A 23,365-nucleotide genomic window follows, 5' to 3' on the forward strand; every position below is an offset into this window, starting at 1 on the left:
CTACTGTTTGATGATTTTTCAACACTTCCTTTACGCAACGAAGTTTAAAATCGTAATTGTACTTGACTTTTCTTTCCATAAAAATACCCTCAAATAGTGTCTAACTTTTTGGGGGCAGTTCAATTCCTTCGAGGATTCTTCGGGAATCCTTCCTAAAATAGAGCTTATCACGAAAGTGCAACTAATAACATGTAAAGAAAATCTTTATGAATGATAGAGACGATTAGAAGTTTTTAAAACACCTACATAAAAAAGCCTGTTTCAAAATTTGAAACAGGCTTTTTGGAATTTCAATTCCATTTTAAATTGCTTTTCTATCAATTAAGTACTTTTTCAGGTTGAATACCATAACTGAGACTGATTAGCTTTTCAATATACGGTTTAAACACGGTCACAATATTAACATTCAATTTTATTAAATTATAATATATCTATTTTGAAGGGTAACCTAACAACATATCAACCTGAACCATAAAAAATTAGATTAAAAAAACTCTTCGAAAACTCTAGTTTCTATAGGATTCTTAAATACTTCTTCTAACCTTGAAGAAGCCTTCTATTTTTCCTTTTCTTGGCCATGGGTTGCCACCTGCGGGTACTTGACTATCCAATAAACCTGAAGCCTCAAGATAAAACGTACCAGTTACATATTCACCAACATCTCCATATCCTGTTATGATTAGGCTACCTGGTGAAACCTCTTGATAATAATATTGTAAATACATATATCTTGACTGATAATTATAATTAAATAAAGGAAACTCTGATGTCCATTGAAAAGTCTGTTTAGAAATTTTTCCCTGCCAATGAATAGCAATGCCTCTAGTTTCTCCATTCAGGATGGTCCCCCCTGTTAACATACTCAAATCTGCATCTTGAATATACCTTACCTCCCCTTCCATATGAAAAAAGTCATTGTTGTCTAACTTAAGATAAATTCCAGTCTGCCCTATGTAAAGATTTCGAACTAGAAAATATTTTCCTTTATGTTTTAAATCTACTTCAGCTGTTACCGCAACCGGATTTACTGTTGGAACTTGATTAGGCGCTGTATATGTTGCCTTAGCACCAGTTGATTTTAAAACTCCTGAACCGGCTAGAGTCCATTTCTTTACATATTGTGAAGCTTCTCTTGGCTCAGTAATTGGCGCTTGCTCACCAGCTACTAGAGGAACGAGAAGGTCTTCACCGAAGTATCCAACTACTTTTAGTTCTATGGTCTCTCCCAGACTAACAGTTGAGGTGGCAGGAATTATATGAAAAGACTCAAATAAACTCCAATCACTAAAGTGAGTTGTATAAACAGAAACAGTTTTATTGATAAGGTCAAGTTCGGATATACCGATAGCCTGCCATACCTTATACTTGTCCTGATAAGCAATAGCCAACGCCTCAGCAAAGGTAGTGCTGGTTTCCTCATCCGTATAGCTGAAAGTTAATTTTATTGGTTTTGAGAAAGTAAGGCTATGCGGTGAGAGGCGGTAAGCAAGTCCTTTACCTGGGCCGTTGTTATTGGTGATAGGTTGAACCGTCAATGTTTGATCCGAAGTAAAAGCTCCTGCAGGGACATCAATTCTCAATCTGTTATCAGATGTGGAAAAGCTCCCACCTGAAGGACCTATAATTGTGGTTTCTACCTCCCCCAATGGAACACCAATTTCTGTTACTTTTCCAACGACTGGACCAGAAGGGTTTCCGTTATCATCATTTTTAACACCCTCATCTTCACAAGAAATAAAGGCTACAGTTAAAAGAGTAAGTAAGACCAAAATGTTAATTTTATAAGTTTTCATTGTTATTATAGATTTTGTTATTTTATTTATTTAAAAAAAGCAGTATACGCCTATTATTCACTTTTGTTTGTTTTAATATTGTTTTGATAACTGATGTCGTACTTTGGATAATAACTCTTGTAACCAAAGAGTCTCGCAAGAGGCGTGAAAAAGAAACCGGTGACTTTTTGCACTAACACGGGAGGTCCATCAGCAAGATAAGAATCAAAGCCCGCTGTATTAAACAAAGCCATTTGTAAGATCATGCCAGATGAATACGCTAGATCTGGATTTTCTTCCAAAATACCATATACTTGAGGAAGATGATATGCGAACTTTTCAGGAAAGGCTATGGTGCCTTTTATCTGAATGCGTTCATTTGTTTCATTATATGGTTTATGAGGAATACCTTTGGGAATAACCAATTTATCTCCTGCAACGATGTATTTGACCTCGCCATCTACCCATATTGTTAACTTACCATTAACCACTTCAAACACCTCATCAAATGAGGTATGAATATGTCTTGGTGGCCCTTCTGCAAAAGGTTCTATTTCAGCAGAACAGTGTACGAATCCATTTTCCTGCTTTTCAACCTGTTGTTTAACGCCTTCAATCTTACTATAAAAGCTGTCGTGAGGTTTAAAGTACTTGCTTACTTCTGGCTTATTCTCAGGAAAAATCAGCAAGTGGAAAAGGTAGCCTATGACCAAGTATAGTGTCATAGCAATTAATAAATAAATAGTAATTTTTTTGATGATGTAAGTTGTCATTTTTTTTTGATTTGCTTGTTATTAATTAAATAAGAGTCCGATAAAAAATTTATTTCTACAGCAATAGGCAGTAGCAAAGCATACCCATATGGTAGTAGCTAAAGTGAATTTGTAGTTTTTGCACACATGATTATCTTAAATTAAATGCATGGCAAAATTGTGAAAGTTCTAGCTTAACAAATTGTATATATCGGACATGTTATCCAAAAAAAACTAAGAAAAATAAAGACTAGGTATAGATATGGAAAGGGGACTCACTCTTACAAGAATTGTATTCACTTGCCGTAATACCAGAGAACATTTTAAAATTTCTACAAAAATGTGCCTGGTCAAAAAAACCAGCTTCATAAGCTACTTCACTTAATGTGTAATTTCCGGCATGAATAAGATTGACCGATCGCAAATACTTTTTATAGGTAGTTAATTCTTCACCTGATATACCAAAAAGGCTATGGGCTTTTCGATTGACCTGTCGGGTTGAGTAATGTATGGATTTTGACAATGCTTCAACAGATTCAAAACCTTCTATACTATTGGTAAAAAACATATTGCACATCTTTTGAGTACGAAGGCAATCTGGCTTTTCAATTAATGGAAATTCATTTTCAATTACCTGTACTCTCTTTTCAAAAGATTTAACTTCCATTAATTGATGCCAAAGTGACATGAATTGAGGTTTGATGAGTGTAAGGTCAACTAGGATATTCTTTAATTCTCCTGAATCAATTTTGTATAACTTTTTTACCGAGGAAGGCATCAAACGAATGCCAAACAAGTGTTGCTGGCCTATATATTTTACACTAATGATATTTGTATTTAAGCCTTGAATAAAGCATGCAGGTGTATTTAAGCTTTTATCGCCAGGGAGAATCCCTGTTATTTCATCGCCCAAATTAAAAACTAATTCTATGGCACCTTGAGGGAGAATAACTTCTTTTACATTATGACCACCATAAACCTCCCATAACATCATAACATAATTACTAAGATGCGATGAAGGCCTTGGTATAAAATTGCTAATCATACTTTTAACTAAAAGTCCTAACCTAATAAGGTCTTAATTCACAGTAAAAATAAGCAAATAAATGAATTTGTATTTCACTTGATACAGAAATTTTAAAGGCATCTGAAATAACTAAAATGACAAAGAAATCAGTGTAACATAATTAAAAACAGCTTTCTCTGGTAACTCAGGTCCTCTTTTCTCATATTTCAAGTTGATCTAGTTACAAGAAAATGCTGTTAAGATTTCATTGAATAATTATTAATTAGTTAAAGGATGTCCGATTAATACAATTACAAGATGTAATGAGCTATTACCTTTGCTCACTTAAAAATTAAAACGAAACTAATATGAATTTAAAAAACATATTTTATGCATTTGCATGTCTAGCTTTTGCCGTTGTAATTGGAGCTGCGATTTACGAACATCTTTGCGTGGTTCCTCAGTGGATCACAGCTCCTCCTCATTCTCTGAGTATGTTTCAGGGAGTGTACGGACTTAACCCAGAGGCATTTTGGATTCCCGTCCATCCTGTTACTTTACTTTTACTATTCTTTACTCTGGTATTATTTTGGAAAACTTCTCGGAAAAAGAACATTCTAATAGTGCTAATAGGTTATGTTTCGATTCTAACAATAACAGCTATTTACTTCGTTCCCGAACTTTTAGAAATTACAAAAACTCCTTATTCAGGACATGTTGATATGGGGTTAACAGTTCGGGCAAAATTGTGGGAATTACTAAGTTTAGTGAGATTAGTCACTTTGATAATGTTAGCAATAGTCTTTTTTCTGGGACTTACCAAAAGCGATCATTAAAATATCCAAGTAAAAATCAATAATTAGGGATTGATAAGTAAAGTAAAGACTCCGTTCAACTTAACGCACGCCACTGGGAAATTCTAGACGCTTTAAATAATGTTGAAATAGTTTCTGGCGAAGGCGTTATAGGCAAAAAAACCGTTTTAAAACCGGGCGAATCGCACACCTACACATCGGGCTGTTTATTAACCTCGCCATTTGGCGCCATGCAAGGGTATTACAGCATGGTGAATTTTACCACCACCAAAAACTTCAATGTTACCATACCTACGTTTAAATTAAGCGCACCGTTTGCCATCAATTAATATTTAGTTGTAAAGAGCAAACAACAAAACCATCCTTTAAATTATATTTTGGGCGTTACCACAAGGGTCGCGCTATCCTTTACTAGTTTTGGCTCGCTGCGCATACTCGCCAAAAGCTATCCACTACTATCGCTAACGCAGTTGGAGAATCTGCTAAAAATTTTAAATCCAATTTTGTAAGTTATTATTTATTATGTTTGTAGATATATAATGTGTTATTGATAATTATATCTAGGTAAGCTTAAATATTGAAAATGGACATTGCAAATACTAAACTTATAGACGAAAGAAATCAAAAGATATGGAATGATTTAAATAAAACTCATTCGGTAACTGTTGAATACATTGATAGTCCTAATTATTCTTGCTTTTCTGCAAACAATAACTCAACTATATTTGTAAGCCAAAACAATATTGATATAAATTCTTTTACACACGAATTACTTCATATTCTAATCAGACAAAAAGAAATATATTTTGGAGCAAGCTTATCAAATGCGATAAGCGGAAATCCAAATCTTAATAGATTTTTTTCTGACGGTCTAATTGAACATTTTGGAAACTGTATGGAACACATCAAAATGTTACCTATTTACTTGGAACTAGGATTTGACAAAAAGAAATTTATTATTGACTATGAAGAAAATAAATGCACAAAAGCAGAAGTTCAAAACATTAAATCACAATTCAAAACTTTCGGAAAATATAATGGAAAAGCAATCGATTATTATATTGCTAAATATATAGCTGTAAAAGCTGACCCAAAGAAACATTTAAATTACGAAAAATCTCTAAAAGAATTAAATAAAATTGATCCAAAATTATTTCAAATATTAGAGAAATGTGTTAATGATTGGAAAAATATGCCAATAGATAAAGTAAACATTTGGGATGAAGATTATATCTCTATTTCTTTCAATTTTTGCGAGAATTTAGAGGAATGGGGAATTGAAAAAAATATTACAGAGAGTTCTTATGCTAACAATATATAAAACAATTGAACAGTTTTGGACTTAACAACCAACACACTCTACACAACAACCTTAACAAAAACAATCCTCAAAACATGAAAATAAAATTTAAGAAAAAAAGGATTGCTTGCAAATTTAATAGTTGGGCTTTTTTGGATTGGATTCGGCGTTTTTAATGTTCTTCAAGAAGATAACTTACGTTGGCAAGATTACGGATATTTAGTTATTGGAATTTTATATGTTGGACATTACCTATACGATTTAACAAATCAATATCTAACTATTGAAAACGGCAGCATCCAGAAAAATGGTCTTTATGGATTTAGAAAAAAAGTAAACCTTAACGAAATACTTTGGATTAAAAAGTTTGCGGGAGATTATACACTGAAACAGAACAAAGAGAATTGAAAATCAACACAGAATTGATTGACAACGATTCCCTTATGGAATTGAATAAAATTTTAGCTGAATTGAATTTACCTTCTGAAAAAACACCATTCACCAACTAAAAAATCAATCCTACCTATTAAACCTAAATCCCTTAATTTTAAATTAAATGAAAATTTGAAATTCAAGTAATATATAAATTAGAAAGTTTTGTTCCCAGAAGTGAAATTTTTCAAAAATATTTCATTAAAATCTTTTCCAATAAAAAGATTGAAACACTTCGTTTTAAATAGACCATAAACGTTAAACCTTGTTAAAAATTTGCTTTTCTCCTCATTTTCATTATATTACGAGTTATGATATACGAAGACAAAGCAAAATACGCAGACATTTTAGAAAATTCCATAACCTATTTAGAAAATAGAGGTTTTGAAAACATTAAAGCTGATATGGAGGGATATGAAACCCCAAAATCTTACTCCAAAGCTGGAAGCGACATTACCATAACTCCAGATATTGTTGCAGAAAAAGAAGGCAGAAAGCACTATTTTGATATCAGTTTAAAATCTGAGAAACCCAATCTATTAAAATCTAAATGGCTGTTTCTAAATGCACTTAGCAAGCTAAAATCTTCCAGTTTTAGATTAATTACCGCACGCGGCCATTATGCATTTACTCAAGAAATGCTAGAAGACACCAACCTTAGCAAAAAATCATTGATAAAAATTTAAAGCATACTACTTAATAAAAGTGACTTTTTTAAAATGTTTGAGTCATATTAAAGTAGATGTAAAAATAAATTAAAAAATTTTGTAACATTTTTTGATATAGTTACGTATAACTATTTAATAATAATATTCATAAACTTACAGGAGCACTTTAGATGAGACAACTTAAAATTACGAAGCAGGTTACCAACAGAGAAACCGCTTCGTTAGACAAATATCTTCAAGAAATTGGAAAAGTTGACTTGATTACCGCAGACGAAGAAGTAGAATTAGCACAACGAATTAAAGCTGGCGACCAAGCTGCTTTAGAAAAGTTGACTAAAGCTAATTTACGTTTCGTTGTATCGGTAGCTAAGCAATACCAAAACCAAGGTTTAACATTACCCGATTTAATTAATGAAGGTAATTTAGGTTTAATTAAAGCCGCACAACGTTTTGATGAAACTCGTGGTTTTAAATTTATATCCTATGCCGTTTGGTGGATTCGTCAATCGATTCTTCAAGCTTTGGCTGAACAATCGCGTATTGTACGTTTGCCTTTAAACAAAATTGGTTCTATTAACAAGATTAATAAAACATTTGCTTTTTTAGAGCAATCGCATGAGCGTCCGCCATCTGCTGAAGAAATTGCAAAAGAATTGGATATGACCATTAACGATGTTAAGGAGTCTATGAAAAATTCTGGCCGTCATGTAAGTATGGATGCGCCTTTAGTAGAAGGTGAAGATTCTAACTTATATGATGTATTGAATAGTGGTGAATCTCCAAACCCTGATAGAGAGTTATTACACGAATCATTACGTACTGAAATTGAGCGTGCTTTGGAAACATTAACACCTCGTGAAGCCGATGTGATCCGTTTATACTTTGGTTTAGGAAACCAACACCCAATGACTTTAGAAGAAATTGGTGAAACGTTCGATTTAACTCGTGAACGTGTACGCCAAATTAAAGAAAAAGCCATTAGAAGATTGAAGCATACTTCTAGAAGTAAAATATTAAAAACATATTTAGGTTAGTAATTTCCTTATTAGAATTACGACTAAATTACAGTAACAAACAGTTACACATAACTGTTCGTTTTTTGATTGATGAAAGAACCCCCGGCTGATTACCGGGGGTTCATTTTTTATTTGTATATTATTTTCAATATCAAAAAACACCTTTTATCAATTCTAATGATTAAAACTATCTGCTACACAAGCTTATATGCTGAACATATTTCTGCTTTTAATTTAGAAATGTTGTTTCATAAAACAAGATTATTCAATAATAAACATAATATAAAAGGGGTATTGGTAGCAAAAAACAATCGATTTTTTCAAATACTTGAAGGCCCTGAAACTATTTTAGATAATTTATATCTTTCCATTAAAAAAGATAGCAGACACCATCAAATTAATGAAGTATTAAATACACATATAACATCTTATTCCTTTGAAAACTTTGGCACAGGATACAATACTATAAAACGTGTAGAATCCTTATTTGGATTACAATCCTATTTAAATTCGCCAACCATAAATAACATTGATAACGCTTCTTTGTTTTTAACAACAACCGAAAATTTTTTCAAATAATCTTTAACATTAGTAGCATTCACTATTAATTCATTTATTTTTGCATTAAATTAAATTATAATAAATGACTCCTAAATTAATAGCACCTTCTCTACTAGCTGCCGATTTTGCTAACCTTCAGCGTGATATTGAAATGGTAAACCAAAGTGAAGCAGATTGGTTTCACATAGATATTATGGATGGTGTTTTTGTGCCAAACATTTCTTTTGGCATGCCCGTATTGCAAGCCATTACTAAGTACACAAAAAAAACGGTAGATGTACATTTAATGATTGTTGACCCAGACAGATACATCAAAACATTTGCAGATTTAGGTAGCGATATTTTAACGGTGCATTATGAAGCTTGTCCACATTTACATAGAACTTTGCAAGCTATAAAAGCTGAAGGCATGAAAGCAGGAGTTTCATTAAACCCTCACACGAATGTGAGTCTTTTAGAAGATACTATTTGCGACATCGACTTGGTACTTATTATGAGTGTTAACCCAGGTTTTGGTGGCCAAAGTTTTATTGAAAACACATATGACAAAGTAAAACAGCTAAAAGAGCTTATTGCACGTAAAGGCGCTAAAACCATTATTGAAATTGATGGCGGTGTTACTACTGCAAACGCAAAAGCACTTGCTGATGCTGGAGCCGATGTTTTAGTTGCTGGCAGTTTTGTTTTCAAAAGCGACAACCAAATTGAAACTATAAAAGAGCTAAGAGCTGTTGCAAACTCTTAGTATTGTTTTATGTAATAATTTAATAGATCTCTGGTGGTTACAATTCCTATTAATACTCCATTATCTACAACCGGAAGTGCATGAAACTCTCTATTGGCTAAAATAGTTGCAGCCTCTTTAATTGAAGTATTGGTATTTATAGTCACTATATTTTTGTTCATTACTTGCTCTATGGTAAAGTTATTATATACTATGGCTTTTACGTTATGTGCATCTTCGGTAGTTTCTGGAATACTGATTTTCAGCAGATCAGAATAACTCAACATACCAATTACAACATCTGAACTCACTACCGGAATATGTTTAATTTTATGTGTTTTAAAAAGCATTTCCGCTCTTTCCAAATCATCTCCTCTTTTTAATGCTATTATGGTTTTAACCATTATTTCAGAAATTGGTTCATTCTGTATCATTTCTTTTAATTTTTAAATTGTTAAAACTGTTTTAATAAATATTTTATAAGGTCGGTGGTCGTTACAATCCCAACTAGTTTGTTGTTATCCACAACTGGTAAAGCATGAAATTCTTTGCTAGCAAATATTTCAGCAACTTCTTTTATCGAATTTGAAGGTGAAACCGATATGATATGCTTTTTCATTACTTGTTTTATAGTAAACATATTATATACCATGGCATCGGCACCAGCATCTGAATCTGAGTTATCAGTAACATCAGCGAAACTTAGTCGAAGTAAATCCGTATAGCTTAACATACCCACCACAACATTGTCATTAACAACAGGTATATGGCGTATGCGGTGTTTTTTAAAAAGTCTTTCTGCTGTTTCTAAACTATCTTTCTTTTTTAATGTAATAACAGGAACTGTCATTAACATTGAAATGGGAGCTTTACGTATCATGACTTATAATTTTAGTTGTAACTTTCAATAAAATTAAAAAATCAAACAGTAAAAAAGCATGATAAAAATCATGTTATCAATTTAATAGCCTGCTATATTGAAATTTAGCATTTGCTTTACTTTACTATAAACATTAGGGAATTCCGTTTTAAAAGTTTGGGGTGTTTCAATAAAATTTTCAATAACTACCGCTAAAAATTCAAACTGATTGGTAAAAGCATACTTTCTGAAATAGTTAGAAGCCATTAATCTATTTCTTAGTGGTTCACTCTCAGCAAGCATATCAGATAATTCTTTAAATGAATCACTAAAAATAGTAGAACTCACATCATGCTCTTTCATACTATTAATATGTATGGCATGGGTAAATTCGTGTATGCCTAAATTTACATTATCGGTACTATTGCTAAATCCTTTTAAAAAATCTTCCCAAGAAAGCACCAAAGTCTCAAGTCTAGGATTAAATTCTCCTTTGTGGTACGCTTGATTAGTATTGGAATAAAATGCTTTGGGGTAAACAACTATTTTAGAAATTATACCTATATAAAAATCACGAAAACCGAAGGTTAACATAACCGCCGTAGCCGAAATTAAAATTTTTATGTCATCATTTATAATCAACCCATCTCTACCAATAAAATGTTTATCTGAAATAAAAGATGCCACACGATGGTTAAAATGTTTTTTCTCTATCGCATTAAGTTTTTTATAAAACGAGAATTGATGTTGTAAAACATCTTTTTGGTTTTGATTTAATCGCTTTAATCGAAAATAAAAATGATTGTATAAAGGTCTTCTTTGTTTTAAAACATAGCCCATTTCTACCATTTTAAAGGTATAATACAGAATAATACCCATAAGTACGGCAAGAAAAATTCCAACCATAATTTTACTTCCCAAAGTAAAATTTTCAATAACCAGTAGGTATAGCATGAGGCGAAACGATTATTTTAAAATATAATGAGATTTTGATAGCTTAAAAATACAAAACCTAAACATAAAATCAACTTTAATGATTTAATGTTTAGGTTAGTTTTATTCCGCCTTAAAGATATGTCTTTAGGCTGTACGTTAAATATGTTTAATTATCTATGGATTGAATAAGATGCAGCAATTGCTTGCTCCCTTAACGCTTCCATAAATAATTTAAACTTTTCTTTGAAATCTTTTAAATTACTATTGTTTTTCTGTGTAGTTTTTTCACTCATAATTCTTAGGTTTTTACAGTTTAATTAATTCTCTTAAATTTTATTATCTATGAATTGCATAAGAAGCAGCAATGGCATGTTCTTTTAATTCTTTGATAAATAGTCTAAATTTTTGATTAAATTCTTTCATTTTTATAGCGTTTTAATTAATATTCCTTTTATCGAGGTTTTTTACAAGGATTGTCATTTTATCCATATTTTTTGCAGTACCTTACAGTTTATCGAAATTTACAATCATTTCAACATATTGATTATCAGGTACTTAACAAACATAAAGGATTATATCTACTAATTCTAATAAAATAGATTAAGGGTTTATATTTTTGATGAATGAACCTTGCGGTAAAAAGAACGGCGCTCTCTAAAATTTAACATTAATCTTATGAGGAGACTGTAAACTTTGATTGATTTAGGTTAACTTTTCAAAATTTCAAAAAAAAAAAAGAGGCTGTCTGAAAAGTATCAACAAGTGTCATTCAGAATTCATTTCAGAATCTTAACTCGTTGATAATCAATATTTATTAAAACTGAAACAAGTTCAGTTTGACAATATATAGACTTTTCAGACAGTCTCAAATATGATGGTTATTTAATGTGATTGCAGATCTAAGTGCGTTCTGCTTTTAAGAAAAAAAAGCAATTAAAATAATCTCTTGATTATTTTCTAATTGCTTTTTTGTGACCACGGAGGGATTCAAACCCCCGACCGCTGGAGCCGAAATCCAGTGCTCTATTCAGCTGAGCTACGTGGCCATAATTCCTGCTAAAGCAGGAATCTTATATTTTAAGCTAATTTAGCTTTTACAATACTTGATATGGTTTTACCATCGGCTTTTCCTGCAAGTTCTTGACTTACTACACCCATAACTTTTCCCATATCTTTCATACCCTCTGCTCCTAATTTTTTAATAGTATCTACTACAACTTGCGCAATAGCTTCTTCGCTCATGGCTTCCGGTAAAAATTGATTGATTACCTCAGCTTCTGCCAATTCTGGCGCTGCTAAATCTTCGCGTCCTTGTTCAATAAAAATAGCGGCACTATCTTTACGTTGTTTTACTTGCTTTTGAAGTATTTTAAGCTCTTGTTCTTCCGTTAACTCCTCTTTGGCACCACTTTCAGTTTGTGCTAATAAAATAGCCGATTTTACTGCGCGTAAAGCCGTTAAAGCTGTTTGGTCCTTAGCTTTCATGGCTTCCTTTAAAGCCGTCATGATATCCTGTTGTAAACTCATTGTTTTATTTTATTAGAATGCGAAGATAAAAAAAAGTATGCAGTCTTCAATCTTTAGTTTTAAGTTAAAATATATTAGATTCATGCTTTCGCAGGAATTAAAAAACCCGAAAAGCTGAGGGAAACTTTTCGGGTTCATAACTAAGTTAGGCCAGTATGTTTTTAATCTACATTATCATGTAAAAATGAATTGTTACTTCTTATTTGAATATCATCATTATCATCAGTTCCTACACTTGATCTTGAAAAATCTGTTTCAGATGAATGCTTTGCTTGGTCCAAATCAACACCTTGACGCTTGTAAGCGGGCACTCTTTCTATATCGTCAATTTTCGCATTATTGAATTTATAGTTGAAATCTTTCATTTTGCGTCTGCGTTCCTCTGCTCGTTCTATCAATATTTCAGAAATAGGACTATTCATTGGATCTAACTCTTCATCCAAATTTTCTTCTTTAACAGGAGCTTTAACCACTTTCTTTTCAAAAACTATTTCTTGATCAAATTCTTCTATAGTTTTTTTAGTTTCCACTTGCTTTTTATTCATTGAAGACTCAACTTCAATATAATCTTCTAAAGCATAGCGAACATCACCTTTTTCATTTGTTTCGTTAACCGGAATTAACTCTACATAATCATTTACCGCTATTTTCTTAACGTCATCATCAACCTTCTTTGATGGGATGTCATCTTCTTCAATATCTAATTTCTTGTTTGTTGACAAAGGCAAATCGAACGTTAAAGTTATTTGTTTTTCTTCTTCAATATAATCTGAAACCACTTCTATATCCGCTATATTTTTGTCTGCTTTAGACATCCTTGTAACCGGTTTGATAATGAAATCTTCATCTTCCTGAACATTGGCCCTTACCTCTTCATAAACAACTTTAATGTTTTTTATAAGTTCTGAAGTTGGTATCAAATCAATGTTGTTGTTAATTGAAGGCTTACTAACTTTTTCTTCAACTACGGCTTTTTTTTCAAATACAACAGGCTCATCCTCTTCAATATCAAAATCCAAAGTATGTTTTACAACAGGTGGTTCTTTTTCTTCTTTTAACTCTATTGTAGGTGCAATAATTACTGGTTCTTTCTGTTTTGGACTTACTTCTACATCATCATTGCCAAGAGAATGTACTACTTTTTTTGCTTCGGTATTGGAAATCTCATCTTGTTGCTCAATATTAAAACCCGTAGCAATTATAGTAACTGCAATAGATTCTTCTAAACTCTCATCTTCACCAACCCCCATAATAATATTGGCGCCATGACCTGCTTCATTTTGAATGTGGTCGTTAATTTCGCCTATTTCATCAATAGTAATTTCGTGAGATCCTGAAACTATTAGCAGCAATACATTTTTAGCTCCAGTAATTTTATTGTCATTTAATAAAGGTGAATCTAACGCTTTACGAATGGCGTCTTGTGCACGACTTTTCCCTGATGCCAATGCAGACCCCATGATAGCTGTTCCACTATTGCTCAATACGGTTTTAGCATCACGTAAATCGATGTTTTGTGTATAATGGTGCGTAATAACTTCGGCTATCCCACGAGCAGCTGTAGATAGCACTTCATCTGCTTTAGAAAATCCTGCTTTAAAACCAAGATTTCCATATACCTCACGAAGTTTATTGTTGTTTATTACGATTAATGAATCGACTACATTTCTTAAGTTTTCGATACCAATTTGCGCTTGTTCAATACGCATTTTACCTTCAAATTGAAATGGCATGGTAACGATACCTACTGTTAAAATATCTAAATCTTTAGCCATTTTAGCAATAATGGGTGCTGCACCTGTACCTGTACCACCTCCCATACCAGCGGTAATAAAAACCATTTTGGTATTGGTGTCTAGCATATTTGAAAGATCTTCGAAACTTTCAACTGCAGATTGTTCTCCTACTTGAGGGTTAGCACCGGCCCCTAACCCTTCGGTTAAGTTAAGTCCTAATTGGATCTTGTTTGGTACGCCACTATTTTGAAGTGCTTGTGCATCTGTATTACAGACGTAAAAATCGACTCCTTTAATGCCTTGTTGGAACATGTGGTTAATGGCATTACTACCGCCACCGCCAACACCAATAACTTTAATGACATTTGATTGATTTTTGGGTAAATCAAATGCTATACTTGCGAATTCGTTTTTGCTGCTCATAAATTCTGTTTTACTGGTATTATACTTTTATAATTACTTTTATTCAATGGATTTTGTGCTACTCTGCGTTATCTAAAAAATCTTTGACACGCTCTGTTAATTTGTCTAGAAAAGAACGACGTTCTTTTACTGGTTTTTCTTTTATTTCTTCTACAGGTTTTTGTTCTTCCTTTTCTTCCTGCTTTTTCTCTTGCTGTTCTATTTTTTTACGTTCGTTGCGTTTTAAACCATCCAAAACCAAACCTACGGCTGTAGCATATAGAGGGCTTGTAATATCATCATCACTATCGCCCGCTAAATGTTCGTTTGGGTAGCCTATCCTGGTATCCATACCTGTAATATATTCTACCAATTGTTTTAAATGTTTTAATTGAGAACCACCTCCCGTTAAAACAATACCTGCAATCAATTTTTTCTTTTGCTCTTCGTGTCCGTAGTTTTTAATTTCCACATACACTTGCTCAATAATTTCAACAATTCGGGCATGAATTATTTTAGAGAGATTTTTAAGGGTTATCTCCTTTGGTTCTCTACCTCGCAACCCTGGAATGGATACAATTTCATTATCCTTATTTTCCCCTGGCCAAGCTGAACCAAATTTTATCTTTAATAATTCGGCCTGTTTTTCTATTATGGAGCAACCTTCTTTAATATCTTCAGTAATAACGTTGCCACCGAAAGGGATGACTGCTGTGTGACGAATAATACCATCTCTGAAAATAGCTAAATCGGTAGTACCACCTCCAATATCTATAAGTGCAACTCCTGCTTCTTTTTCTTCCTGACTTAAAACCGCATTTGCCGATGCCAAAGGTTCTAACGTAATACCTTCTAAATTTAAACCTGAGCTTTGTATACAACGACCCACGTTTCGTATAGATGACACTTGTCCTACAACTACATGAAAGTTCGCTTCTAAACGACCTCCGTACATCCCTATAGGTTCTTTAATTTCACCTTGCCCATCTACTTTATACTCTTGTGGCAATACATGAATAATTTCTTCACCAGGAAGCATTACTAATTTATGTACTTGGTTTATTAATCTGTCAATATCCTCATCATCAATTACCGTTTCTGCATTTGCCCTGGTTATATAGTCACTATGTTGTAAGCTGCGAATATGTTGCCCAGCAATACCAACGGTAACACCTTCAATTTTCATATCGGAAGCAGCTTCTGCTTCTTGTACCGCTTGCTGTATGGATTGGATGGTTTGCGTAATATTATTTACCACACCACGATGCACACCCAAGCTTTTAGATTTACCAATGCCTAAAATCTCAACTTTTCCATACTCGTTTTTACGACCAATCATAGCCACAATTTTTGTGGTCCCTATGTCTAATCCTACTGCTAAATTATGCTCCATGGCTTATATTTTGGTACATACTACTTGGTTATCAAACTGTAAATTGACTTTACTATAACTGTTAAGCGTGTTCTCTTTCATACTCTTTTGATAAAACGCCTTTAGATTATTAATTTTTTTATCTAAAAATGTTACATCTCCCAATTGCACTAAAAATTGACACTGTCTCAGCTTTAAATAAACCGCCATATCAATGCCTTGATGAATTTCTATAACATGCTTTTTTAAGAATTCATCTTCTTTAATTTTATTTGCAACTATGTAGATGCTTTTTAAATTGTTTTTTTCAACATAACCAGTAACCAGTGGCACTCTAGCAGAAAAATTACTAGACAAAGGCATGTATAAACCGTCACCGTCTATATAATAAGACACATTTGTACTTACTCTTGCTATAGGTGTTTTTTGTTCAATTTCGGCATTAAGTGTACCATTTACAGTAACATACACTTCTGCATTTTTAATCATGGGGTTAGATTTTAGGGCATTTTCTAACGCATTCAAATCTAAAGTTTCTTTAGGAACATTTTTAACACCTTTAAAATTTTGTATTAACAATTTACTAACATTCTCGTTTGTTATAAACAAGTTACTCTCGCCTTTAAATTCAATATTTGGACTGGATATATTCCTAACAGAATTTCTATTGGAAGCAAACGCAAACAGAAAAACAACCAAGGCTGCTAAAGCAAACATTTTTATGTAATTCCAGTTAATTTTCACGAGTAAATTCCTTTTTAATATGTTTTACTTCTTCACCAATATCTCCAGCACCAATAGTTAGCACAACGGTAGCGCTGCTTTCGTGTATTTTTTTCAGTAAATCGGCCTTATTTACTAATTGTTTATTTTCATTTTCTATTTTACTCAACAACCAAGACGATGTAACCCCTTCCATTGGCAATTCTCTAGCTGGGTAAATATCCAACAACAATACCTCATCAAATTTTGATAGGCTTTTAGCAAAATCATCAATAAAATCGCGGGTTCTACTAAATAAATGCGGCTGAAAAATAGCCATCACTTTTTTGTTTGGATACATTTCCCGCACTGCCTGATGTACGGCGTTAATTTCTTCTGGGTGATGCGCATAATCATCAATAAACACAAAATCCTCTGTTTTAATTTGATAACTGAATCGGCGCTTTACGCCTTTAAAAGACGCTAATGCTTTGGCGAGCTGCCGGTGAGGGCAACCATATTCTACAGCCATCGCCAAGGCTATTAGTGCATTAGACAGGTTGTGTCTACCAGGTAGGTTAAATTGTAAATTTTCCAGCACTGTTTTTGGTGTTTTTACATCAAAAACATAAGCGCCGTTTTCTATTTTTATATTTTGAACCGAATAATCGGAATCATCCTCTATACCATAGGTAATGCCTTGAATGGGCAATCCGCTTCTAACAAATAATTTTCCGTTGGGTTTTATTTTTTTTGAAAAATCTTTGAAGGATTTTATTAATTCTGAAGCATCGCCATAAATATCCAAATGGTCGGCATCCATAGAAGTAATGCAGGCTAAATTTGGCGATAGTGTTAAAAAAGAACGGTCGAATTCATCGGCTTCCACCACCGAAACCTCAGTACCGTTGATTATTAAATTGGAGTTGTAATTTTCGCAAATACCACCTAAAAAGGCGGTCATTGGCACATCGCATTCCTTTAACAAATGTCCTAAAATACTGGACGTGGTTGTTTTTCCGTGTGTACCTGCAACCGCTAAACAAAAGGTACTTTCAGTTATTAATCCTAAAATTTGAGAACGTTTTAGAATTTTAAAATGGTTGGCTTTAAAATATTCAAACTCCAAATGCCCTTGCGGAATGGCGGGTGTATAAACAACCAAAGTCTTTTCAGCATCTAAAAATGGTGAAGGGATATGTTTAACGGCATCATCAAAATGAACTTCAACACCTAAAGCCTTTAAACTATCGGTGATTTCAGAAGGTGTTTTATCATACCCAGCAACAAGCTTACCATTAGCCACAAAATAACGTGCCAAAGCACTCATACCAATGCCTCCAATACCTACAAAGTAAACGTTATTTATGCTGTTTAAATTCATTTCCTTTTTAAAAGTTTTTCAACCTCATCGGCTATTTGACTTGTTGCATTAACCAATGCCAATTTTTTTATGTTTTCACCTAATTTGTTCTGCTTTTCTGGTGACGAGATAAGCTGCGAAAATTTGTTCTCGAAATCGGCATCCAAATCCTCCTCTTTAATGATCATGGCCGCATCCTTATCTACTATAGCCATCGCATTTTTTGTTTGGTGGTCTTCAGCCACATTTGGAGATGGTATAAAAATAACGGGCTTACCCACTATACATAACTCGGACACCGAACTTGCTCCAGCACGGGATATAACAATATCTGCTGCAGCATAAGCAAGATCCATGTTGTTTAAAAATTCGTAAACCTGCACATTAACTGTATGGTTATAAATTTTATACTGACTGTAATAGAGCTTACCACATTGCCAAATAACCTGAACGTTTTGGGTATCTAAAAAATCCAATTCTTTCTCAATCAACTGATTGATGCGTCTAGAACCCAAACTACCACCTAAAACCAAAAGCGTATATTTTCCATGTTTTAAATTGAAAAAGTTTTTAGCTTCAATTGTTTTCGTTTCAATATCCAACAATCCTTTTCTAACAGGATTACCAGTTTTAATTATTTTATCCTTAGGAAAGAAGCGCTCTAAACCATCATAAGCCACACATATTTTTTGAGCTTTTTTAGCTAGCATTTTATTGGTAATACCAGGAAACGAATTCTGTTCCTGTATTAAATAAGGAATGTTTTTTGCCGCAGCAACCTGCAATAATGGTCCGCTAGCAAAACCACCAGTACCAATGGCTACATCGGGCTTGAACGACTCCACAATTTTCCGAGCACTCCAAAGACTACTAATTAATTTGAACGGAAACGCTAAGTTTTTCAAGGTTAGCTTTCGCTGAATTCCAGAAATCCAAAGCCCTTTAATGTCGTACCCCGCTTGTGGCACTTTTTCCATTTCCATTCTATCTTTTGCACCAACAAATAAAAACTCTGCATCTGGAAAACGAGATTTCAACTCGTTTGCAATAGCAATGGCAGGATAAATATGACCTCCCGTGCCGCCTCCAGACAATATGATTTTATATGTTTTAGATTTTTGATTCACAATTTACGATTTACGATTTCGCATCGTTTTTATAGATGCAACTACAATTGATAATAATTCATTTCCTTCTTTATGCAATCTCTTCATTTCCTCCTGTTCATTTACAGACACATCTAACAACAATTCTAAGAAATACATACTTTCATCCGTTTCTTCTTCTACTATTTTAAGTTTATTAATAAAATCCGCATCCGATTTCGCTCTACAAGCCGATCTATAATTTGCGCCAACCGAACTAGAACACCTAATTAATTGATTACAATAAGCATTATATTTTCTTGAAACAGGAAACTTTGCACACAAATTCCAACAATCTGACGCAAATTTTTTAGTTCTGTTTTTTAATGCTTCTTTCATTCTTCACAAATCGTAATTCAACAATCGTATATCATAATTTATTAAATCGCTTCGCTTAATATTTCAAGTGGATTTTCATCCATTGTTTCTTGTTCTTTTATTTCTTCTCGTTTAGCACTTACACTTAATATAATGCCTATAGCCAAACACGTCATCCAAATTGAGGTTCCTCCACTACTTATTAATGGCAACGTCTGCCCTGTAACAGGGAACAACTCTACTGCAACCGCCATATTTATAAGTGCTTGAAACACAATGGGCAATCCAACGCCTAACACCAATAATTTACCAAAAACCGTATCGGCTTTTTGCGCCACTATTACAACCCTAAACAAAAACCACATATAAAGTATCATGATGAAAAAACCACCAACAATACCATATTCCTCAATAATGATGGCGAAAATGAAATCGGATGACGATTGTGGTAAAAAATTCTTTTGGATACTTTTCCCAGGCCCAACACCAAAAACATCGCCCGATGCAATGGCTATTTTAGCTTTCTCGATTTGATAATCGGCTTCGGTATCTTCACCGTTAGAATAATTCTTTATACGGTTTTCCCAAGTTTCAACCTTCACACTTAACGGACCTGTAGTTAGCTTAGCAACCATTACAAAAAGCACCAAACCTAATATCCCCAAACCTAAAATAATACCGATGTAGCGAACGGGATAACCACCCAAAAACACCAAAATCACCACCATTAAAAACATAATGGCCGTTGTTGAAAAATTTGAGGGGAGAATTAATGCCAAAATCATAAAAACAGGCACCCAAAGTGGCAAAATGGAACTTTTAAAAGTGATGTCTTTATCTTTAACTTTAGACATATACCTTGCCACATAAACCATAAGCACTACGGATGCAAAAGTGGATGTTTGAAAAGACACCCCCACGATAGGTATTTGAATCCATCTACTGGCGCTTGCGCCTTCCACAACGGTACCTTGCAACATGGTAATTCCTAACAACACCAACACTATGGGGATCATCACCAAGGACAAGCCTTTAAAATACCTGTAAGGAATTTTATGAACTCCATACATAATGGCAAACCCTAATCCTAAATGCACCAAATGCTTCACAAAAAAGGTAAACGTATTTCCGCTAACGCTTCTATACGCCAAATTACTTGCAGCACTATAAACAGGCAAAAACGACACTATTGCCAACAACGCAACAATGGCCCAAATTAATCTATCGCCTTTTATGTTATTAAATAGTGTTTGCACGTTTTTAATTTCTATTTTCTTTTAAAATGAGATGCTTCGACAAGCTCAGCATGACAAAAAACATTATTTATTATAAATTCCTTACCGCTTCTTTAAATTGACGCCCTCTGTCTTCATAATTTTCGAACAAATCGAAACTTGCACATGCTGGCGATAACAATACATTATCACCCGCTTCGGCTAGTTTGTAAGCTATTTTTACAGCTTCACTCATAAATTGTGTTTCAACAATAACATCAACCATACCTTCAAAAGCCTTTAATAATTTCTCATTATCAACACCCAAACAAATAATGGCTTTAACTTTTTCGTTCACAAAAGAATAAAGTTCTTCGTAGTTATTACCCTTATCTACACCTCCAACAATCCAAACTGTTGGCGCATCCATGCTTTCTAAAGCATAATATGTTGCATTTACATTGGTTGCTTTTGAATCGTTTATGTACTGAACTTTATTGATTTTTAAAACCTGTTCCAAACGATGTTCTACACCTTGAAAATTCTCTAAACTTTCACGTATGGTTTGCTTTCTAATTTTCAGTAAATGAGCCACAGTAGAAGCAGCCATCGCATTTTTAACATTGTGATTTCCTTCTAACTTTAGACTTGTTGTTGGCATAATTATTTTATTGTTATTTATTGTTATTATTATATCTTGTTTATCTAAATACGCGCCGTTTTCAATAGTTTTTGTTAATGAAAATGGCAATAATGTGGATTGAACCGGGTGTTTTTTTAACCAATCTGTTAGAATATCATCATCAGCATCATAAATCAAAAAATCTTCTTTTGTTTGATTTTCTGCAATTCTGAATTTCGAAGCGATATAATTTTCCAATTTGTAATCATATCTATCTAAATGATCGGGTGTAATGTTTGTTATTACTGCAATGTGTGGTTTAAAATCGACAATATCATCTAACTGAAAACTACTGATCTCCAACACATAATTCGGGTAATCTTTTTCCAAAATTTGTTTTGCAAAACTGTCGCCAATATTACCTGCTAACCCAACCTGCAATTCTCCCTTTAGAAGATGATGTGTTAAGGTTGCCGTGGTTGTTTTGCCATTACTCCCTGTAATGCCTACAACGGTTGCGCTTGTATATTTAGCTGCAAATTCAATTTCTGAAACTACCAAAATGCCTTGTTCGCGAATTTGCTTTACCAAAGGCACCTTATCAGGAATTCCAGGGCTTTTCATTACGATGTCAGCATTCAGAATTTTAGCTTCTGTATGCGTTTCATCTTCCCATTCAATCTCATTATGTATAAGAACTTGTTTATATTTCTCTTTTATTTTCCCCTTATCGGAAACAAAAACATCGTAACCTTTTGCTTTTCCTAAAAGCGCTGTCCCTACACCGCTTTCGCCTCCACCTAATATGACTAATCTTTGTTTTGTCATTCCATTTTCATTTCATATGATGCTTCGACTGCGCTCAGCATGACAATTATTATCTGATTTTCAAAGTAACAATTGAAAGGATTGCTAATAAAATCCCCACAATCCAAAAACGTGTTACAATTTTACTTTCGTGATATCCCGATTTCTGATAGTGGTGATGTAATGGCGACATTTTGAAAATGCGACGTCCTTCTCCATATTTTTTCTTGGTATATTTAAACCAACTTACTTGCATAACTACCGATAAATTTTCAGCTAAAAAGATGCCGCACAATACCGGAATCAACCATTCTTTACGAACAGCTATAGCTATAACCGCTATAATACCTCCTATGGTTAAGCTTCCCGTATCGCCCATAAACACTTGTGCTGGATAGGTATTGTACCACAAAAACCCAATAAGCGCCCCCACAAAGGCTGCGATATAAATAGTGATTTCTTCCACCCGTGGTATGTACATGATATTGAGGTAATCAGAAAAAATAATATTACCGGACACCCAAGCAAAAATCCCTAAGGTTAGAACGATGATGGCGGAAGTTCCTGCCGCTAAACCATCGATACCATCGGTAAGATTAGCTCCATTTGAAACTGCCGAGATGATAAAAATTGAGATGATTATAAAAACAACCCAGCCATAATCTTTTAATTTTGGGCTTACCCAAGTTATAATATCGGCATAATCAAACTCATTTCCTTTTACAAACGGTATAGTTGTTTTGGTTGACTTTGTTTCTTCTTTAAACAACTGTGCAGGTGCCACATTTGGATTTTCTGCTATCATTTGTTGACGCACTTCCAAAGGTAATTTCTCTTTGATAGTTGCATAGGGGCTGAAATATAAAGTAGAACCCACAATAATCCCCAACCCTACTTGACCAAGCACTTTAAAACGGCCTTTTAATCCTTCTTTATCCTTTTTGAATTTTTTAATATAATCATCAATAAACCCGATGACACCCATCCAAAGCGTTGTAACAATAAGCAACACAATGTAAACATTACTCAATTTAGCCAACAAAAGCACTGGAATTAATGTAGCAAGTATAATAATGATACCACCCATTGTGGGTGTTCCTGCTTTTTCACTTTGCCCTTCTAAACCTAAATCTCTAATGGTTTCACCTACTTGCTGTTTTTGTAAAAAACGAATGATACGCTTTCCGTAAATAGTAGAAATTAACAACGACAAAATCATAGCCAATGCTGCCCTAAAGGTTATAAAGCCAAATAGGGATGCTCCAGGAATTTGGAATTGTTTTTCTAAATAATCAAATAGGTAATACAGCATTTGG

The 23,365-nt window shown here is 33.6% G+C and carries 24 protein-coding genes, 1 tRNA gene and 1 pseudogene; 8 read left to right on the top strand and 18 right to left on the bottom strand.

The features are described 5' to 3' along the window. Positions 1 to 524: 524 nt before the first annotated feature. The 3 genes from J8H85_RS16515 to J8H85_RS16525 all read right to left on the bottom strand — a co-directional run bounded on the left by J8H85_RS16515 (position 525) and on the right by J8H85_RS16525 (position 3,569). Positions 525 to 1,793: a hypothetical protein gene (locus J8H85_RS16515; RefSeq protein WP_209656457.1), complete on the bottom strand. Its 1,269-nt coding sequence runs from the start codon at positions 1,791 to 1,793 to the stop codon at positions 525 to 527. A gap of 53 nt (positions 1,794 to 1,846) precedes the next feature. Then, positions 1,847 to 2,545: a cupin domain-containing protein gene (locus tag J8H85_RS16520; RefSeq protein ID WP_209656460.1), complete on the bottom strand. Its 699-nt coding sequence runs from the start codon at positions 2,543 to 2,545 to the stop codon at positions 1,847 to 1,849. Positions 2,546 to 2,774: 229 nt separating this feature from the next. Beyond that, positions 2,775 to 3,569, bottom strand: coding sequence for a helix-turn-helix transcriptional regulator (locus J8H85_RS16525; RefSeq protein WP_209656461.1), 795 nt, complete (start codon positions 3,567 to 3,569; stop codon positions 2,775 to 2,777). 329 nt (positions 3,570 to 3,898) lie between these two features. Between J8H85_RS16525 and J8H85_RS16530 the strand changes: the two genes are divergently transcribed. From J8H85_RS16530 to rpe, 8 genes and pseudogenes are all read left to right on the top strand, one after another. After that, complete coding sequence (locus tag J8H85_RS16530; RefSeq protein WP_209656464.1) at positions 3,899 to 4,366, top strand: hypothetical protein; 468 nt, start codon at positions 3,899 to 3,901, stop codon at positions 4,364 to 4,366. A 41-nt stretch (positions 4,367 to 4,407) separates the two neighbouring features. Continuing rightward, a pseudogene (locus tag J8H85_RS16535) lies at positions 4,408 to 4,674 on the top strand (ApaG domain-containing protein); the annotation flags it as partial. 254 nt (positions 4,675 to 4,928) lie between these two features. Beyond that, entirely contained in the window at positions 4,929 to 5,666 is a 738-nt protein-coding gene (locus tag J8H85_RS16540) for a hypothetical protein (RefSeq protein ID WP_209656466.1), read from the top strand. A gap of 102 nt (positions 5,667 to 5,768) precedes the next feature. Beyond that, complete coding sequence (locus J8H85_RS16545) at positions 5,769 to 6,053, top strand: hypothetical protein (RefSeq protein WP_245243838.1); 285 nt, start codon at positions 5,769 to 5,771, stop codon at positions 6,051 to 6,053. A 335-nt stretch (positions 6,054 to 6,388) separates the two neighbouring features. After that, complete coding sequence (locus J8H85_RS16550) at positions 6,389 to 6,763, top strand: hypothetical protein (protein ID WP_209656467.1); 375 nt, start codon at positions 6,389 to 6,391, stop codon at positions 6,761 to 6,763. Positions 6,764 to 6,915: 152 nt separating this feature from the next. Then, positions 6,916 to 7,779, top strand: coding sequence for a sigma-70 family RNA polymerase sigma factor (locus J8H85_RS16555; protein WP_100610046.1), 864 nt, complete (start codon positions 6,916 to 6,918; stop codon positions 7,777 to 7,779). Between the two features lie 159 nt (positions 7,780 to 7,938). Then, positions 7,939 to 8,340, top strand: coding sequence for a BLUF domain-containing protein (locus J8H85_RS16560; protein WP_209656469.1), 402 nt, complete (start codon positions 7,939 to 7,941; stop codon positions 8,338 to 8,340). Positions 8,341 to 8,404: 64 nt separating this feature from the next. Continuing rightward, positions 8,405 to 9,067 (top strand): ribulose-phosphate 3-epimerase, encoded by a 663-nt coding sequence (rpe, locus tag J8H85_RS16565; protein ID WP_209656471.1) that lies wholly within the window; start codon positions 8,405 to 8,407, stop codon positions 9,065 to 9,067. Here rpe and J8H85_RS16570 read toward each other — a convergent pair. From J8H85_RS16570 to mraY, 15 genes are all read right to left on the bottom strand, one after another. Further along, the gene (locus J8H85_RS16570; RefSeq protein WP_209656474.1) at positions 9,064 to 9,480 is read right to left on the bottom strand and encodes a CBS domain-containing protein; all 417 of its coding nucleotides are present in this window, start codon (positions 9,478 to 9,480) and stop codon (positions 9,064 to 9,066) included. The genes rpe and J8H85_RS16570 overlap by 4 nt on opposite strands. Before the next feature lie 20 nt (positions 9,481 to 9,500). Continuing rightward, complete coding sequence (locus tag J8H85_RS16575) at positions 9,501 to 9,926, bottom strand: CBS domain-containing protein (RefSeq protein ID WP_209656476.1); 426 nt, start codon at positions 9,924 to 9,926, stop codon at positions 9,501 to 9,503. Positions 9,927 to 10,007: 81 nt separating this feature from the next. Further along, on the bottom strand, positions 10,008 to 10,859 hold the full coding sequence (locus J8H85_RS16580) for a zinc-dependent peptidase (protein WP_245243839.1): 852 nt from the start codon (positions 10,857 to 10,859) through the stop codon (positions 10,008 to 10,010). A gap of 152 nt (positions 10,860 to 11,011) precedes the next feature. Then, on the bottom strand, positions 11,012 to 11,134 hold the full coding sequence (locus tag J8H85_RS19075; RefSeq protein ID WP_262897552.1) for a hypothetical protein: 123 nt from the start codon (positions 11,132 to 11,134) through the stop codon (positions 11,012 to 11,014). A 679-nt stretch (positions 11,135 to 11,813) separates the two neighbouring features. After that, positions 11,814 to 11,887: transfer RNA gene (locus tag J8H85_RS16585), tRNA-Arg, on the bottom strand. A 31-nt stretch (positions 11,888 to 11,918) separates the two neighbouring features. Further along, a complete protein-coding gene (locus J8H85_RS16590; protein ID WP_209656478.1) occupies positions 11,919 to 12,368 on the bottom strand; it encodes a GatB/YqeY domain-containing protein in 450 nt (149 codons plus the stop codon). A 161-nt stretch (positions 12,369 to 12,529) separates the two neighbouring features. Then, the gene (ftsZ, locus tag J8H85_RS16595; protein WP_209656480.1) at positions 12,530 to 14,527 is read right to left on the bottom strand and encodes a cell division protein FtsZ; all 1,998 of its coding nucleotides are present in this window, start codon (positions 14,525 to 14,527) and stop codon (positions 12,530 to 12,532) included. Between the two features lie 58 nt (positions 14,528 to 14,585). Beyond that, positions 14,586 to 15,899, bottom strand: a complete 1,314-nt coding sequence (gene ftsA, locus J8H85_RS16600) for a cell division protein FtsA (protein ID WP_209656482.1) — start codon at positions 15,897 to 15,899, stop codon at positions 14,586 to 14,588. Between the two features lie 3 nt (positions 15,900 to 15,902). Beyond that, complete coding sequence (locus J8H85_RS16605) at positions 15,903 to 16,622, bottom strand: cell division protein FtsQ/DivIB (RefSeq protein WP_209656484.1); 720 nt, start codon at positions 16,620 to 16,622, stop codon at positions 15,903 to 15,905. Next, positions 16,612 to 17,964 (bottom strand): UDP-N-acetylmuramate--L-alanine ligase, encoded by a 1,353-nt coding sequence (gene murC / locus J8H85_RS16610; protein ID WP_209656486.1) that lies wholly within the window; start codon positions 17,962 to 17,964, stop codon positions 16,612 to 16,614. Before murC ends, J8H85_RS16605 begins: the two co-directional genes overlap by 11 nt. Beyond that, positions 17,961 to 19,070, bottom strand: coding sequence for an undecaprenyldiphospho-muramoylpentapeptide beta-N-acetylglucosaminyltransferase (murG, locus tag J8H85_RS16615; RefSeq protein WP_379937181.1), 1,110 nt, complete (start codon positions 19,068 to 19,070; stop codon positions 17,961 to 17,963). The genes murC and murG overlap by 4 nt, the downstream gene beginning before the upstream one ends. 3 nt (positions 19,071 to 19,073) lie before the next feature. Next, positions 19,074 to 19,427 carry a four helix bundle protein gene (locus J8H85_RS16620; RefSeq protein WP_209656488.1) on the bottom strand — a complete coding sequence of 118 codons (354 nt, stop codon included), beginning with the start codon at positions 19,425 to 19,427 and terminating at the stop codon, positions 19,074 to 19,076. 41 nt (positions 19,428 to 19,468) lie between these two features. After that, on the bottom strand, positions 19,469 to 20,662 hold the full coding sequence (locus J8H85_RS16625) for an FtsW/RodA/SpoVE family cell cycle protein (RefSeq protein ID WP_209656490.1): 1,194 nt from the start codon (positions 20,660 to 20,662) through the stop codon (positions 19,469 to 19,471). Positions 20,663 to 20,732: 70 nt separating this feature from the next. Next, positions 20,733 to 22,070 carry a UDP-N-acetylmuramoyl-L-alanine--D-glutamate ligase gene (gene murD, locus J8H85_RS16630; protein ID WP_209656491.1) on the bottom strand — a complete coding sequence of 446 codons (1,338 nt, stop codon included), beginning with the start codon at positions 22,068 to 22,070 and terminating at the stop codon, positions 20,733 to 20,735. 49 nt (positions 22,071 to 22,119) lie between these two features. Continuing rightward, positions 22,120 to 23,361, bottom strand: a complete 1,242-nt coding sequence (gene mraY / locus J8H85_RS16635; RefSeq protein WP_209656492.1) for a phospho-N-acetylmuramoyl-pentapeptide-transferase — start codon at positions 23,359 to 23,361, stop codon at positions 22,120 to 22,122. Positions 23,362 to 23,365 lie beyond the last annotated feature (4 nt).

The sequence above is a fragment of the Mariniflexile gromovii genome, assembly GCF_017814435.1.
GTDB lineage: Bacteria > Bacteroidota > Bacteroidia > Flavobacteriales > Flavobacteriaceae > Mariniflexile > Mariniflexile gromovii.